The organism is Corynebacterium sp. ACRPQ (assembly GCF_022347225.1).
In the GTDB taxonomy this organism is placed as follows: domain Bacteria; phylum Actinomycetota; class Actinomycetes; order Mycobacteriales; family Mycobacteriaceae; genus Corynebacterium; species Corynebacterium tuberculostearicum_D.
In genome coordinates this window covers 14,379-29,080 of the sequence record NZ_JAKRNF010000023.1, presented here as the reverse complement: position 1 = coordinate 29,080, position 14,702 = coordinate 14,379, and the positions used below count along the sequence as shown (strand labels likewise).

Annotated in this window: 18 protein-coding genes; 9 read left to right on the top strand and 9 right to left on the bottom strand. The window is 63.6% G+C overall.

The genetic code is table 11. From position 1 onward, the window contains the following. Window positions 1-231 precede the first annotated feature (231 nt). The 7 genes from hemL (at window position 232) to MHY24_RS11060 (ending at window position 6,599) form a co-directional block, all read left to right on the top strand. The gene (hemL, locus tag MHY24_RS11090) at window positions 232-1,542 is read left to right on the top strand and encodes a glutamate-1-semialdehyde 2,1-aminomutase (RefSeq protein ID WP_034668211.1); all 1,311 of its coding nucleotides are present in this window, start codon (window positions 232-234) and stop codon (window positions 1,540-1,542) included. A 22-nt stretch (window positions 1,543-1,564) separates the two neighbouring features. Then, window positions 1,565-2,173: a histidine phosphatase family protein gene (locus MHY24_RS11085; protein WP_239230662.1), complete on the top strand. Its 609-nt coding sequence runs from the start codon at window positions 1,565-1,567 to the stop codon at window positions 2,171-2,173. After that, entirely contained in the window at window positions 2,173-2,781 is a 609-nt protein-coding gene (locus MHY24_RS11080) for a TlpA disulfide reductase family protein (RefSeq protein WP_204610322.1), read from the top strand. Before MHY24_RS11085 ends, MHY24_RS11080 begins: the two co-directional genes overlap by 1 nt. After that, window positions 2,782-3,585, top strand: coding sequence for a cytochrome c biogenesis CcdA family protein (locus tag MHY24_RS11075; RefSeq protein ID WP_239230642.1), 804 nt, complete (start codon window positions 2,782-2,784; stop codon window positions 3,583-3,585). 7 nt (window positions 3,586-3,592) lie between these two features. Next, entirely contained in the window at window positions 3,593-5,224 is a 1,632-nt protein-coding gene (locus MHY24_RS11070; RefSeq protein WP_239230640.1) for a cytochrome c biogenesis protein ResB, read from the top strand. A 94-nt stretch (window positions 5,225-5,318) separates the two neighbouring features. After that, on the top strand, window positions 5,319-6,338 hold the full coding sequence (ccsB, locus tag MHY24_RS11065) for a c-type cytochrome biogenesis protein CcsB (protein WP_239230638.1): 1,020 nt from the start codon (window positions 5,319-5,321) through the stop codon (window positions 6,336-6,338). Next, the gene (locus MHY24_RS11060; RefSeq protein WP_239230636.1) at window positions 6,339-6,599 is read left to right on the top strand and encodes a helix-turn-helix domain-containing protein; all 261 of its coding nucleotides are present in this window, start codon (window positions 6,339-6,341) and stop codon (window positions 6,597-6,599) included. Here the strand turns inward: MHY24_RS11060 and MHY24_RS11055 are convergent. Continuing rightward, window positions 6,596-6,841 carry a hypothetical protein gene (locus tag MHY24_RS11055; protein WP_239230634.1) on the bottom strand — a complete coding sequence of 82 codons (246 nt, stop codon included), beginning with the start codon at window positions 6,839-6,841 and terminating at the stop codon, window positions 6,596-6,598. The genes MHY24_RS11060 and MHY24_RS11055 overlap by 4 nt on opposite strands. A gap of 38 nt (window positions 6,842-6,879) precedes the next feature. On the opposite strand from MHY24_RS11055, the gene MHY24_RS11050 reads away from it, so the two are divergent. Further along, complete coding sequence (locus MHY24_RS11050; RefSeq protein ID WP_239230632.1) at window positions 6,880-7,206, top strand: DUF4229 domain-containing protein; 327 nt, start codon at window positions 6,880-6,882, stop codon at window positions 7,204-7,206. Here MHY24_RS11050 and MHY24_RS11045 read toward each other — a convergent pair. From MHY24_RS11045 to MHY24_RS11025, 5 genes are read right to left on the bottom strand one after another with little or no spacing between them, the layout of a single operon-like run. Then, window positions 7,203-8,129 (bottom strand): 1,4-dihydroxy-2-naphthoate polyprenyltransferase, encoded by a 927-nt coding sequence (locus MHY24_RS11045; RefSeq protein ID WP_239230630.1) that lies wholly within the window; start codon window positions 8,127-8,129, stop codon window positions 7,203-7,205. The two genes, MHY24_RS11050 and MHY24_RS11045, sit on opposite strands and share 4 nt — an antisense overlap. Window positions 8,130-8,167: 38 nt before the next feature. Further along, window positions 8,168-8,995 (bottom strand): metal ABC transporter permease, encoded by an 828-nt coding sequence (locus tag MHY24_RS11040; protein ID WP_239230627.1) that lies wholly within the window; start codon window positions 8,993-8,995, stop codon window positions 8,168-8,170. Beyond that, entirely contained in the window at window positions 8,992-9,846 is an 855-nt protein-coding gene (locus MHY24_RS11035; protein ID WP_239230625.1) for a metal ABC transporter permease, read from the bottom strand. Before MHY24_RS11035 ends, MHY24_RS11040 begins: the two co-directional genes overlap by 4 nt. Then, window positions 9,843-10,553, bottom strand: coding sequence for a metal ABC transporter ATP-binding protein (locus MHY24_RS11030; RefSeq protein WP_239230623.1), 711 nt, complete (start codon window positions 10,551-10,553; stop codon window positions 9,843-9,845). The genes MHY24_RS11035 and MHY24_RS11030 overlap by 4 nt, the downstream gene beginning before the upstream one ends. Next, window positions 10,553-11,473 carry a zinc ABC transporter substrate-binding protein gene (locus MHY24_RS11025; protein ID WP_239230621.1) on the bottom strand — a complete coding sequence of 307 codons (921 nt, stop codon included), beginning with the start codon at window positions 11,471-11,473 and terminating at the stop codon, window positions 10,553-10,555. Before MHY24_RS11025 ends, MHY24_RS11030 begins: the two co-directional genes overlap by 1 nt. A 108-nt stretch (window positions 11,474-11,581) precedes the next feature. Here MHY24_RS11025 and MHY24_RS11020 point away from each other — a divergent pair, with 108 nt between their 5' ends. Continuing rightward, entirely contained in the window at window positions 11,582-12,265 is a 684-nt protein-coding gene (locus MHY24_RS11020; RefSeq protein WP_239230619.1) for a metal-dependent transcriptional regulator, read from the top strand. Here the strand turns inward: MHY24_RS11020 and menE are convergent. Genes menE through MHY24_RS11010 form a run of 3 tightly spaced genes read right to left on the bottom strand, consistent with a single transcriptional unit; the run spans window position 12,262 to window position 14,502 of the window. Continuing rightward, entirely contained in the window at window positions 12,262-13,398 is a 1,137-nt protein-coding gene (menE, locus tag MHY24_RS11015; protein ID WP_239230617.1) for an o-succinylbenzoate--CoA ligase, read from the bottom strand. The genes MHY24_RS11020 and menE overlap by 4 nt on opposite strands. A gap of 10 nt (window positions 13,399-13,408) precedes the next feature. Then, window positions 13,409-13,534, bottom strand: a complete 126-nt coding sequence (locus MHY24_RS12095; protein ID WP_255712368.1) for a hypothetical protein — start codon at window positions 13,532-13,534, stop codon at window positions 13,409-13,411. Further along, window positions 13,534-14,502, bottom strand: a complete 969-nt coding sequence (locus MHY24_RS11010; protein ID WP_239230615.1) for a 1,4-dihydroxy-2-naphthoyl-CoA synthase — start codon at window positions 14,500-14,502, stop codon at window positions 13,534-13,536. The genes MHY24_RS12095 and MHY24_RS11010 overlap by 1 nt, the downstream gene beginning before the upstream one ends. Window positions 14,503-14,702: the final 200 nt, after the last annotated feature.

The window sequence follows — 14,702 nt, the reverse complement described above, 5'->3', positions numbered from 1 at the left end:
GGGGCTGCCAGGAGGGGGCGTCGGCAAGCGGGGTGGCACCCACCGAGGTAGGCAGCGGCCGCTCGGGCTCGGGCTGGGCGCAGCCGGCGAGGCAGAAAGCGGCCAGGATGGCGAAAATGAGAGTGCGCTGCATTGAAAATCCCCCCGAATTGAAAAGTGCAACGCCCCGAAGTTTAGCGGCTGACTGTGAATCACGCACTCCAACTTTTGTATAGCGCGCGAATCGCTAGAATGTCAGACATGCCTAATACTTCCCAGTCGCAACAGTGGTTTGAGCGTTCCTCCAAGGTGATTCCGGGCGGGGTGAACTCGCCGGTGCGCGCGTTTGGCTCCGTGGGTGGCCAGGCTCGCGTAATTGAGCGCGGTGCGGGCTCGCGCCTGTGGGACGTCGACGGCAACGAGTACGTTGACCTGGTTAGCTCCTATGGCCCGATGATTCACGGCAATGCGCACCCAGAGATTGTGGAGGCCGTGCAGCAGGCCGCTGCGGGTGGCTTGAGCTTCGGCTCGCCCACCGAGGGTGAGGCTTTGCTCGCGGAGGCCATCGTCGCGCGCACCGCGGCCGATAAGGTGCGCATGGTTAACTCCGGCACCGAGGCCACTATGTCTGCGGTCCGCCTGGCCCGCGGCTATACCGGCCGCGCCAAGGTATTGAAGTTCGAGGGTTGCTACCACGGCCACGTGGACGCCCTGCTGGCCTCGGCCGGTTCCGGTGTGGCGACCTTTGCGCTGCCGGATTCCCCGGGTGTTACGGGCGCGACGGCGGCCGATACCATCGTCGTTCCCTATAACGATATCGAGGCCGTGCGCGAGGCATTTGCGCAGCACCCGGGCGAGATTGCCTGCATCATCGCGGAAGCCTCGGCCGGCAACATGGGCACCGTGGCACCAGAGGAAGGCTTCAACGCCGCGCTTGCCGACGTCGCCCATAGCGACGGCGCCCTCCTCATCCTCGACGAGGTCATGACCGGCTTCCGCACCTCCTATAAGGGTTGGTACGGCGTCGACGGCGTGGCGGCGGACCTGGTGACCTTCGGCAAGGTCGTCTCCGGCGGCCTGCCGGCCGCTGCTTTCGGCGGCCGCGCCGAAGTTATGGACTACCTTGCTCCGGACGGTCCGGTCTACCAGGCTGGCACGCTGTCCGGTAATCCGGTGGCCATGGCCTCTGGCCTGAAGTCTTTGGAGCTGGCCGATGAATCGCTCTACGAGCGCCTGCAGGCCAACGCGGACCGCCTGACCGGCATGATTTCTTCCGCGCTGTCGGCCGAGGGCGTAGCGCACCACATCCAGCGGGCGTCTTCGATGTTCTCCATCCGCTTTGCCGAGGGCGAGGGCCGCAACTTTGCCGATATGCAGGCGGCCGAGACCTTCCGCTTCACCCCGTTCTTCCACGCCCTGCTGGATAACGGCATCTACGTCGCGCCGAGCCCATTCGAGACCTGGTTTGTCTCGGATGCTCTTACCGACGCCGACTTTGAACTCATCGAAGCCGCCCTCAAGCCCGCCGCGCAGGCGGCGGCCGCCGCGCGTCCCGCACATTAAGTCCCGCACACCAAGGAGAGACATGACACGCACCATCGTTCACCTCGTGCGCCACGGCGAGGTCCACAACCCGGAGAAGATCCTCTACGGTCGCATCCCGGGCTATCACCTGTCCTCGCGCGGGCATTCCATGGCGGCGCGCACCGCGGAGTCCTTCCGCGACCACGATGCGACCTACCTGGCGGCCTCGCCGCTGCAGCGCGCCCAGGAAACCGCGCGGCCGATTGCGCAGGTAACGGGGCTAGACGTGGACGTCGATAAGACGCTCATCGAGTCCGGCAACCGCTTCGAGGGCCTGCGCACAAAAGGCCTGCGTTCCGCGCTGTGGAACCCGCGCCGCTGGCCGCTGCTGGTCAACCCGCTGGAGCCCTCGTGGGGCGAGCCCTATGAGCAGATTGCCGAGCGCATGCTGGGCTCCATCGAACGCGCCCGCACCGCCGCGGCCGGCCACGAGGCGATCTTGGTCAGCCACCAGCTGCCCATCGTGATGGTGCAGCGCACCGTGCTGGGCCAGCGCCTGCCGCACGCGCCGTGGAACCGCGAATGCGACCTGGCCTCGGTTACCTCCCTGCTTTTCGATGACAACCAGGTCACCGACATCTTCTACTCCTCGCCGGCCCAGGAGATTTAATGGCACTACAACGCAAACGCGCGATTGGCGCGGTGCTAGCGGCGGTCGTCGCCCTGCCGCTTGCCGGTTGCTCGCAGGACGCCGATAACGCGCAAAACGCGGTGGCTACCGGCGGCAACTTCGAATTCATCACGCCCGGCGGCGAAAAGGTCATCAACTACGAGGAATCCGAGCGCAAGCCGCTGCGCACCTTCTCCGGCGAGGATGTGCGCGATACGGATAAGACCATTTCCCTGGAGGACTATGAGGGCGAAATCGTCGTGCTCAACTCCTGGGGCCAGTGGTGCGCTCCGTGCCGCGCCGAGGCCGATGACCTCCAAGAAGTCCACTCCGAGCTGCAAAAGCGGAAGATTGGCACTGTCTTGGGCATCAATGTGCGCGACTATAACCCGCAGGTGTCCAATGACTTCCTCGAAGACAACGGGCTGAAGTATCCCTCCATCTACGATCCGCCGTTTAAGACCGCGGCGGCCCTGGGCGGCGTGCCCACCTCTGTGGTCCCGACCACCATCGTCTTGGATAAACAGCACCGCCCGGCTACGGTCTTTTTGCGGTCCATCACCGCTCAAGATGTGATGGACGTAGTGGACAAATTAGAAAAGGAATAAATGGACAACGCAGCGAGCATCGGCAACTCTTTTGCCGAAGCCGCGACCTCCGGCCCTCTCATTCTGGGCCTGTTCGCGGCCGCCGTGGCGGGGCTGGTGAGTTTTGCCAGCCCGTGCGTCGTCCCACTGGTGCCTGGCTATATTTCCTACCTGGCCGGCGTAGTGGGCGGCGAGGTTACGTTTGACGGTGAGTTGGGGGTGGGCGTCGGCAAGCGCAGGCAATGGGCCGTGGTACTGGCTGCCGCCTTGTTCATCCTGGGCTTTACCGTGATTTTCCTGCTGGCGACGGTCTCCGTATTCGGCGCGATTTCCGCGCTCCGGCTCAATGAGGAGACGCTCATGCGCATCGGCGGCGGCGTGACCATTCTGATGGGTGTGGTTTTCCTCGGCGCGATCCCGGCGCTGCAAAAGGATACCCGCATGGCACCGAAGCGCTGGACCACCTGGCTGGGCGCGCCGCTGCTGGGCGGGATTTTCGCGCTGGGTTGGACGCCGTGCTTGGGCCCAACGCTGGCCGCCATTATTTCCGTATCGGCCGGCACCGAAGGCATGACGGCCGCGCGCGGCGTGCTGCTTATCATTTTTTATTGCCTGGGCTTGGGCCTGCCGTTCCTGCTGGTGGCGCTGGGCTCCGCGCGGGCGATGCGCTCGATTTCGTGGGCCCGCAAGCACTCGCATACCATCCAGGTCATCGGCGGCATGGCCATGATCCTCGTCGGCTTGGCCCTGGTAACCGGCCTGTGGGGCGAGTTTATTAGCCTCATCCGCCAGTGGACCGGCAACTTTGGCGCAACCCTGATTTAGGAGAGACGTGAAATACTTCCGCAAAGCCTGGCATTGGCTGACCAGCATGCGCACGGCGCTGGCGCTGCTTTTCTTGCTGGCGCTGGCCGCGATTCCCGGTTCCTTGCTGCCGCAGCGCGACCTCAACGAGCAGAACGTGCAGGACTTCATCGAGTCCAACGGCAACGTAGCGAAGATCTACGACAAGCTGCAGCTTTTCGACGTCTTTTCTTCCGTCTGGTTCCAGGCCATCTTCATCCTCTTGGCCATTTCCCTAGTGGGCTGCATCCTGCCGCGCTCCTGGGATCACTACAAGGTGTGGAAGACCCCGCCAACGCGCGCGCCGAAGTACCTCCACAAGCTGCCGCTGGCGGCCGAGGGGCATTCGGATAAGAGCGAGGACGAGCTATCCGCGGAAATCAAAAAGCGCCTGAAGAAGTGGCGTGTGGCCGAGTACTCCCCTGAAGAAGACCGTGCCGGTGTGCATGCTTTCTCCGCGGAGCGCGGCTACGGCCGCGAGCTGGCCAACCTCATTTTCCACGTGGCGCTGGTGGCCATTTTGGTGACCGTCGCCGCCGGCCGCTTGGTCAACTACGAGGGCCAGGTCATCGTGGTTACCGAGTCCGGCTCGCAGGGCGGCGGCCAGACCTTGGACCAGTCCACGGAGTTCTGCAATACTTCCACGTCCAATTTTGACTCCTTCCGTGCCGGACCGCTTTTCGACGGCACCGGTCTCCACCCCTTCTGCTTCATCGCCCACGACTTCGCGGCGGAATACCTGCCCAACGGCCAAGCGGAGATGTTTACTTCCAACGTCTCCTATGCGGAGGGCGAGGACATCTACAAGGATGACTCCGAGTGGAAGGACTATGAGCTTAAGGTCAACCACCCGCTGCGCTTGGCGCACAACCGCGTCTACTTGCAGGGCCACGGCTACGCGCCGACGGTCACGGTGGAATGGCCCAATGGGGAAAAGCGCACCCAGACCATTCAGTTCCAGCCGAATGACACGACCTTCTTCCTGTCCTCCGGCGCGATGCGCTTTGACCCGCCGGCAGGCATGCACCCAGATCTCTATGACCGCCGCCAGAACCAGATCGCCATCCAGGGCCTCTTCGCGCCCACGGCCGAATGGGCCGGCGAGAACGGCAAGCTGCTCCAGTCCGCATACCCGGGCCTGCAGGATCCGGCGATGGCCATCGATATCTACCGCGGCGATGCCGGCCTGGACACCGGCACCCCGCAATCCTTCTTCTCACTGGACCCGAACCTGGTGCAGTCCGGCCAGCTGCAAAAGATCGACCGCGTGAACCTCAACCAAGGCGAGGACGTCACCCTAGACGATGGCACGAAGATCATCTTCGACGGCGCCAGCGAGTTCGCCAACTACCAGGTCTCTTATGATCCTTTCCAGAAGTGGGTGCTGGCCTCCGCGCTGCTGATGCTCATTTCCTTGGTGGGATCGCTGATAATTAAGCGCCGCCGCGTCTACATCCGCCTGCGGCCGAACGCGGCCGGCGGCACCGACGTGGAAATGGGCGGGCTTGCCCGCACCGACCGCGCCGGCTGGTCCGAGGAGTTCCACGAGCTGCACCGCGCGCTGCTGGAGCTGCCGGACCCAGACGAGGTCGAAGAAGACGAACTTTATACCGACGATTAGCGCCCCGGCCCGATCCAACAAAAGTTGGATTGGGCCGTTTCGCTGAGTAAGGTAATCAGCACTTATCCCGCACGTGTGAAGGCTAGGAGCATTCATGCAGATCGATCAGAATCTGTCTAATTTCTCGGATATCGCGGTGCAGACCGCCTTTGTGGTGTACTGCGTCGCGCTCTTTTTGTCGCTGTTTTACTACGGCCGCATGCAGGGCATCATCGAGGGCCGCCGCGCCGTGAAGTCCGAGGCCGCGAAGGTCTTGGTGGGGGCGGGCGCTGGGGGCGTCGACAAGCAGAGCTATGCCGGCGAGGTTGCCCAGTCCTCTTCCGGAATCACGGCCGATGAGCTGCAGGAAAAGGAGCGCAAGGCCGATAAGCTCGGCGGCATGACCAGCGCGCTGATGTGGGTGGGCATTGCCCTGCACGCCGCGGCGATTGTGTTACGTGGCCTGGCTACTGGCCGCTTCCCGTTTGGCAACCTGTACGAGTACGTGCTGATGGTGAGCTTCGGCGTGCTGCTGGTGGGCAATATTGCCATGCAGCGCAAGGAATGGCGCACCGTGTGGCCGTGGCTGCTCACCCCGACCCTCGCGCTGATGTTTTATGGCTCCACCAAGCTCTATGCCGAGTCCGCCCCGGTGGTGCCGGCGCTGCAATCGCACTGGCTACCCATCCACGTCACCGTGGTTTCTTTGGGCGCGTCCATCGGTATTATCTCCGGCATTGTCTCGCTGCTGAGCCTTCTGCGCGTGGCGCAACCGAAGAACTCCGAGCATGGCTTTTTCGGTGCTGTAGCCCGCCCGCTGCCTTCGGCCGCGAAGATTGACCAGCTGGCCTACCGCCTGGCCGTGATCACCCTGCCGACCTTGGGTCTGGGCATCATCTTGGGCGCCATCTGGGCCGAGTCCGCCTGGGGCCGCTTCTGGGGCTGGGACCCGAAGGAGACCGTGTCCTTTGCCACCTGGATCCTGTATGCCGCCTACCTGCATGCGCGTGCGACGCCGGCCTTCCGCAAGGCGGCGCCGTGGATCAACGTCATGGCGATGGCGCTGATGGTCTTCAACCTGTTCTTTATCAATATGGTCGTCTCCGGCCTGCACTCCTATGCGGGGCTGAACTAGATGGCGGAGCATACGAGCCCGCGCCATAAGCAGGGAAAGCCGGCCGGCGATAATGCGGTGATTTTGGGCCTTGGCGCCCAATTTGCCGAGCGGCGCCGCGAGTTGGGCATTTTGCAGCAGCAGCTTGCCGACGCCGCCGGTATTTCCCGCTCCACCCTCCACACCATCGAGCACGGTGGTGCGGGCGTGCGGTGGGAAAAGATTACCGCCGTGGCCGAGGCCTTAGGCCTAGAGATGCGGTTCGTGCCGAAGGAATCCTAGTCATTCTCGCCGTCGGTGTCGCGTGTGCGGCGCTGGCGGCGTTTTTCTTCCTCCGCCTCCTGGGCGCGGCGCTGCTTGAAGCGCTCCTTTTCTAAGTTCCAGAGGAATTCCTCGTCATCGTCGGGGCCCTTGATAGCGCGGGGTTGTTCCACCTCGCGCTTTTTCCATGTCGAGGGCCCGAAGGCCTTCCAGACGAGGTAGGCGGCGAGGACAAAGAGTAGGAGGAGGATGATTCGGCCCATGCGTGCGATTCTACCTGCACCGCGTACAATCAACCCCCATGACGCATAACCCTGAGCCACCCAAGCCGGACCCAGAACTGCGCCGCCGTTCGCGCGCGGCGCTGTGGAAGTACGGGCTCGCCCGCGTGGTGCTATTTATCGCTTTGACCGTGGTGATTGAGCTGTTGTCCATCGCCATCGGCTTTCCCATCCCGGTGCTTATCGCGGCGCTGCTGGCGCTTTTTGTAGCGCTGCCGCTATCGATGCTGATCTTTAAAAAGTGGCGCATCGAGGCCACCCAGACGCTGGCCGAGTACTCCGCCCAGCGCAAGGCCCACAAGCGCTGGGTCCAGGCGGAGCTGGAAGGCCGCGCCGCCCAGGATTAGACGATGATGAGTGCTGCGGCCTCGATAACGGCCCACAGCAGCATCGCGCGGCCGGTCAGGCCGAGCACGGGGATAAGCTCTGGGCCCTGGGCGCCGCGGTTGACGGTGCGAATGGCGCGCAGCGCAAGGGGAAAGTAGACCAAGCCGGCGAGCGCGAGCCAGCTGCCGAAGGCGATGCCGATGGTCAGCAGGAATGGCAGCAGGAGCAGCACCGTAAAGAGCAGGCGCGCCTTCTCGTTGCCGAGGCGCACGGCGAGGGTAATCTTGCCGGTCTCGGCGTCGGAAGGAATATCGCGGATATTGTTGACTAGGTTGACGCCGGAGCTCATCGCGCCGATGCCCACGGCCAGCGCGAGGCCCGACCACGACAGCCGGCCGGCCTGGGTAAATTCGGTGCCAAGCACGGCGACGAGCCCGAAGAAGACGAACACGGCGACCTCGCCGAGCCCGCGATAGCCATACGGGTTCTTGCCGCCGGTATAAAACCACGCGCCGGCGATGCACAGCGCGCCGACGAGGATGAGCCACCAGGCGTGCGCCGCAAAAGACAGCGCGATGCCGGCGATCCCGGCCACGGCGAAGGCAGAGAAGGCGGCGAGTTTCACCTGCTGCGGGCGGGCCAGGCCGCCGCCGGTCAGGCGCTGCGGGCCGGTGCGGTCGTCGTCAGTGCCGCGGATGCCATCCGAATAGTCATTGGCATAGTTCACGCCGATAATAAGCGCCCACGCCACGATGAGGGCGAGGAGGGCGCGGCCCACGTGGCCGCCGTCGATGCCGAAGGCCGCGCCGGTGCCCGCGACGACGGGCGCGAACGCGTTGGCCCAGGTATGCGGGCGCGCGCCCTCGAGCCAATCCTGGGCAGTGGCGGAGAAACGGCCGGAGGAATGGTCCTTGGAATGCGGGGCAGACTTGGAGGCAGACATAGCCACTATTGTGCCACTGCGTCACGCGCGGGCGGCAATTAGCCAAGGTAGGCGCGACGGCGCAGCCGATAGGCAGCTAGTGCCGCGAAGAAAAAAGTGGCATTGGTGACCGTCATCGCGGCGGAGGTGGCCGCATCAAGCCAATAGGCCAGCCAGAATCCTGCGACTGCGCTGAGTGCCGCGATGCCGCAAGCGGCGAGCATTAGGGTAGGCACGCGGCGGGTGAAAAGCCGCGCGGTCATGGTGGGAAAGACCATCAAGGCGATTACCAGCATGGCGCCGGCGGCGTGGAAAGCGGCAGTAGCAGTGCAGGCAACTACCGCCATAAAGGTCGTCTGTACAGCGCGGGAGCGGACCCCGCGCACGGTGCAGAACGCGGCGTCAAAAGATATAGCAGCAAGACGCGGCAGGGAAAGGACGAAAAAGATCGCATTAGCGGCAAGCACGCCGGCCATGACATAGCAGTAGTGGGGATTGGAAAAGGCGGCGAGGTTAACATCGCCGACCAAGACGGCGTGGACGTCGATGTGCACGTGGCTCATCCGGGTGGAGATGAGGATGACGCCGGCGGCAAAGAGGGCGGGAAAGATGAGGCCCAGGGCGGCGTCGGCAGTAACCAGCGCGCTGCGCTGCAGCCACCGCGTGCCAAGCGCAACGGCCAGGGCGCCGGCTGCGGCGGTTATGAGCAGCAGCGGGGACTTGATATCGGAGGTTATCAGGTAGCCCACGGCGATGCCGGGAAGGATGGCGTGGCCGATGCCGTCGATAAGCATGGCCTGTCCCTGTAGAACTACAAAAGTGCCGGGCAGCGCGCACGCCACAGCGGTAAGGACGGCTAGCAGGCAAGCGGTAGCGGCAAGGGTCATGGTCGAAGCTTTCTGGTGACGAGGCTGAACGCTACGGTGGCGGCTTGCACCAGCACGATGATGGGGCCGGTAGGCAGCGGACCGAAGGCGATGGAAAGGTAGCACCCCATGGCGGCAGTAAGCGCGCCGAGGAAGCCGGCTAGTGCAATGAAGGGAAGCAGGCGGTGAACCCAGGGGCGGGCGGCCGCGGCCGGGCTGATGACTACGGCCACCATGAGGACCACGCCGACTACCTTGACGCCGATAACCGTGATAGCGGTTAAGGCGAGGAAGCTAAGGGCGTTTAAGGCCGTGGTGCGAATGCCGGCTACGCGGGCAAAGGGGGCGTCAAAGGCGACGGTGGCTTGCCGAGTGTGTACCGAAGAAAGAATTAGCAAGACGCCGCCGCCAATGACGAGCGCAGAACTCACATCGGCGCGCGTGAGCGTGGACGCGTTTCCCAACAGGTAGTCCTGGATGCCGGCCTTGCCGGGCAAGGGCTGGCGGGAAATATGCTGCATGAGCAGCATGCCGATGGAGAAGAATGTGGTAAGCGTAGCGGCCATCGCGGTGGTCGGGCCGAGCGGGGCCAGCCGTGGAATCAGGTGAATACAGCCGACGGCCAGTGTGCCGGTGAGGATGGCGCCGGCAGAAAGCAGCCAGATATTGCGGCCGTCCCACCCTAAGGCCGTGGCCACGATGAAGGCGACCAGCAGGCCAGGCAGGGAGGAATGCGAGATGGCATCAGCGAGCAGGCTGGTGCGGCGCACATAGACCAGCGGGCCGAGCGCACCGGCGCAGGCTCCGATGAGTACCGTCCCCAAAAGCGCCTGGGTATAGGTGAAATCCTGAAAGAGTTCTAGTGGGTTCATGAGGGCAGGCAAAACATGTCGGCGATGGCGGATTCGGTGAGCACCTGCTTAGTAGGCCCGGCCGCGATGAGGCGGCCTTGGCCCACCATCATGACCTCATCACAGAAATCGGCGACTTCTGCCAGGTTGTGGTGGACCAGCAGGATGGTGGCGCCATCGGCGCGCAGATTCTGCAGTACCTCCATGATGGCGCGCTGGCTGGCGGCGTCGACCCCAGCGAAGGGCTCATCCAAGATAATGAGCTCGGGATCGCTCACGAGCGTGCGAGCGAGTAAGACGCGCTGGCGCTGGCCGCCGGACAGGGCCGAAATGGGCAGGTGCGAGTGCTCTTGCATTCCGGTGCGGGCGAGCGCGTCATGAGCGGCGCGCTTATCGACGCGGCTCGGCCACTGCCACCAGCGCAGGCCGGCGGTGCGGCCCATAAGCGCGACGTCGAAGGCCGTGGCCGGAAAATCCCAATCGATATCCGCGTGCTGCGGCATGTAACCGAGCCGGTGGCGGAAATGGGCAAGGTTGGTGCCATCAAAGGTGAGCGATTCGCAGTTAAGCGGTGGAAGCAAGCCCACCAAGGTGCGCACAAGGGTAGACTTGCCGGAGCCGTTGGCGCCCACGAGGCCGGTGATGGTGGCGGGAGTGAGGGCAAAGGTGGCGTCGGCAAGCAGGGGCGTGCGCGGATAGCCCGCGGTGAGGTGGGTAGCGCGCAGCATTAGCTTAAGGCCTTTGCCACGGTGTGTGCGTTGTGCTCGAAAGCCCCAAGGTAGGTATCGGTGGGTGCGTCGGGTCCGAGGGTATCGGCGAAGAGCTCCTCGTCCGAGACGGTAACCTTCCAGCCGCGGGACTCCACGGCCTGCTGCAGCGAGGTGATGGCCTGTGGGTTGGCTTGATTGTCCTTGAAGATGACGGGGACCTTTTTATCGGCGATGGTATCGGCCAGAGCGGAAATCTCGGTGGCGGATTTTGTGGCCTCGGTGGTCACGAAATCGGTGGCGTGGATGTCAAAGTCGAAGGTCTTGCCAAAGTAGTTGAAAGCATCATGGCCGGTGATGAGCACCCGGGGCTTCGCAGTAGCGAGTTCCTTCTTAGCCTTGTCATGGGCGGCGGCGATCTGGCTTTCGTAGTTATCGGCGGCCGTGGAGTAGTCCGCGGCGTGCTCGGAGTCGATATCGCCGAGCTTGTCGCCGATGCTCTCGACGGCCTGGCTCCACAGCTTGGGGCTATTCCAGATATGCGGATCATAGAGCTGCTCGCCGCCCTTTCCTTGCTCCGGCCAGGGTAGAAGATCTTGTTCATCGAGCTGGTCGCCCACCGCGAGCTGCTTATCGCCCAGGGACTCGAGCTGGTCCACCATCTGTGCCTCGAGGTGGAGGCCATTCCAGAGTACGAGGTCGGCGTCCTTCATAGCTTCAATATCGTGCGTGGTGGGCTGGTAAGTATGCGGATCGCCACCGGGGCCGACCATGGTGGTGATATCGGCTTCGGGGGCGAGATTGGCAGCGGCATCGGCCAAGTAGCCGGTGGTGGCGAAGATTTTTAGGTTATCTGCGTGATTGTCATCGCCGCTTGAGCAGGCCGTTAGCGTAGTAGCGGCGAGCAGCATGGCGAGCGGAAGTGCGGTGACTTTCTGCAACGAAGGGTCCTTAAAGTAGAAATGAATACCAAAGTTCAATGTAGTGAACTTCTAAAAACATACATATTGAAACTCATGGAAGCAATAGGATGAACTACGATGGGGTGAATGCACGTAAGCGAGCTGCCCGAACGCACCCAGGACTACCTCAAGATTTTGTGGAACCACGAGGAAAAGGCGGGACGCGATACCGCCATGCCGCTCGGTGATCTGGCCAAGGCTGCCGGCCAAAAGCTGCCCACCACCTCCGAGGCCGTCAAGCGCCTCGCGGCCAAGGGACTCGTGGAACACGAGCGTTACTTTGGCGTCCGGCTGGTCCGGGAAGGTCGCGAATTGGCCGTGGCCATGGTGCGCCGCCACCGCCTGCTCGAGACCTTTTTGGTACGCACCTTGGGCTATACCTGGGACGAGGTGCATGAGGAAGCCGAAATGCTAGAACATGCGACCTCCGATAGGTTTGTCGAGCGCATCGATGCTTTCCTCGGCGCCCCTGCGCGCGATCCCCACGGCGATCCCATTCCCACGGCCGATGGTACGGCCGAGCCGCTCTCGCGCATTACGCTTGCCGACGTCCCACCCAACTCCCCCGTCACCATGGAACAGGTCAATGACGCCGATGGCGAATTCCTGCGCTACCTGGATAAACACGGGGTTCGGCCGGGCGTGGTCTTAACTGTTGTCGCCCCGCCAGTGGCCGGCCTGCTGGAAGTCAGCGTGGATGATGGAGCCAGCTTTTCGCTCGGGGAATCCGCGGCGCGCGATATCGCGGTGCGCGATACGGAAAGTGGCTAAGCGCCGAAGATGCGCGCCACCGCCCGGCGGTCTATCTTGCCCGGCCCTGCGGTGGGGAATTCCGCGAGGCGCTTGATGTCTTTGGGGATCTGCCAGCGGGGAAGCTCGGCGTCCTCGAGGGCTTCGAGGATATCGCCGATATCGGCCCAGCCGGTATACGCCGCCATAATCGCCTGGCCGAGGCGCGGGTGCGGCACGCCGACGACGCAGGCATGGTCCACGCCCTTGACCTTGAGGATTTCGGTTTCTAGCGCCTCGGGGTGCAGCTTGAGGCCACCGGAATCGATGACATTATCCAGTCGGCCGGTGACGGTGAGGGTGCCGGCGTCGATAAAGCCGCCGTCGGAAGTGGCGAACCAGCCTGGCTCGCGGAAGGCTTCGTGCTCGGGCGCGTTGCGGTAGCCATGGGCGATGGTGGGCCCGCCCAAGAGGATGCGCCCGTCCTGGACGCGCACCTGGGCCCCAGGAATCGGCCGGCCATCGTAGACGCAGCCACCGGCGGTTTCAGACGACCCATACGTCGCCACCACCGCAATGCCCAGTTCCTCGGCCGCTGCGCGCAGGCGCGGGTTGATGGCCGCGCCACCGACAAGGATGGAGTCAAAGGTGCGCAGCGCGTCGATGCCTTCGACCGAATCCATGGCCTTAGCCAGTTGTAGCGGGGTGAGCGCGGTATAGGTGCGGTCCCCGGTACGGTCGAGATCTGCGGCCGCGCGGGCGAAGGTGGGTATATCGAAGCCCTCGCTGAGATCCATGCACAGCGGGTCGACGCCCGCTACCAGCGAGCGCACCAGTACCTGGATGCCGGCGATGTGGTGGGCCGGCATGGCTAGCAGCCACTGGCCGGTGCCTCCGAGCACCTGGTGGGTCGCATCAGCGCTGGCCACCAGGTTTGCTGGGGTGAGCTGCGCGCCTTTCGGCGTGCCGGTGGAACCCGAGGTGGACATCACCAGGGCGATGCTGGGGTCGATGGGCTCGCCGGCGCGTTGGGTATTGCGCAGGAGGGTGGCGCGGGTGGCGTCGGCAAGCGGGAGCGGCAAGAAGCAGGCCTGCCCGGCAATGGCGGCCTCCAAATCAGGGAGGATGCTGGCCGGGTTGTGCGGATCAACCGGAAGCGGGGAGAGGATAGTCACGGAGGCGATTTTAATCGTCGAAGGGGCGGGTTTCGTCTTTTTCCGCCTTGCGTATGCCGCGCAGCAACACAATGCGTCCAATGATGAGTGCACCCGTAGCCACGACAGCAATGCCGATACAAAAAGCGATAAGCATTAGTAGTAGTACGGGAAGCTATCCCAGTTAGGTTCGCGCTTTTCTAGGAAGGACTCCTTGCCCTCAACGGCCTCGTCGGTCATATAGGCCAGGCGGGTGGCCTCGCCGGCGAAGACCTGCTGGCCCATCAGACCATCATCGGTGAGGTTGAAGGCGAATTTCAGCATGCGCTGGGCGGTGGGGGACTTCATGTTGATCTCCTGACCCATGCGGATGGCGGCGTCTTCCAGCTCGCCGTGGTCCGCGACCTCGTTAACCGCGCCCATTTCGTACATGCGCTGGGCATCGTAGGTGCGGCCCAAGAAGAAAATCTCGCGGGCGAATTTCTGGCCCACCATCTTGGCCAGGTACGCCGAGCCATAGCCGGCATCAAAGGATCCCACGTCCGCATCCGTCTGCTTGAAGCGCGCCTCTTGGCGGGAGGCGACCGTCATATCGCAAACCACGTGCAGCGAGTGTCCGCCGCCGGCCGCCCAACCATTGACCACGGCGATGACCACCTTGGGCATGGTGCGGATGAGGCGCTGGACCTCGAGGATATGGAGGCGGCCGCCCTCGACCTTCTCGCGGGCGGTGTCCACGGTGGATTCATCCGCGGTGGCGTCATCGTGGGCATGCTCGGTGGCGTAGCGGTACCCGGAACGGCCGCGAATGCGCTGGTCGCCGCCGGAACAAAACGCCCAGCCGCCGTCCTTTGCGGAGGGGCCATTGCCGGTGAGCAGGATCGTTCCCACATCTGGCGTGCGGCGGGCGTGGTCGAGGGCGCGGTAGAGCTCGTCTACGGTATGCGGGCGAAACGCATTGCGCACCTCCGGGCGGTCGAAGGCGATGCGCACGATGCCGTTCTTGCGGCCCTCGCCGTTGAGCCGGTGATAGGTGATATCCGTCAGGTCCTCAAAACCTTCTACGGCATGCCACAGTTCCGGGCGGAACGGATTATCGGTGCTGTATTTTTTCTGCTCGCTCATGATGGCCAGCTTAGTGGCAAAAGAAGAATAGTCCCCATTCCCAACCCTCACCCACACACGCTGCCCAGCAGGCCGGTAATAATCAATACGCGATACTGCGAGGTTGTTGCCCCGCATAATACCCGTGTACGCCATACCAGCGCGGTACTCCATGCCATGGGGAGACTCGAACTCCCCGCCCCTTAAAGCGCTAAAGGGGG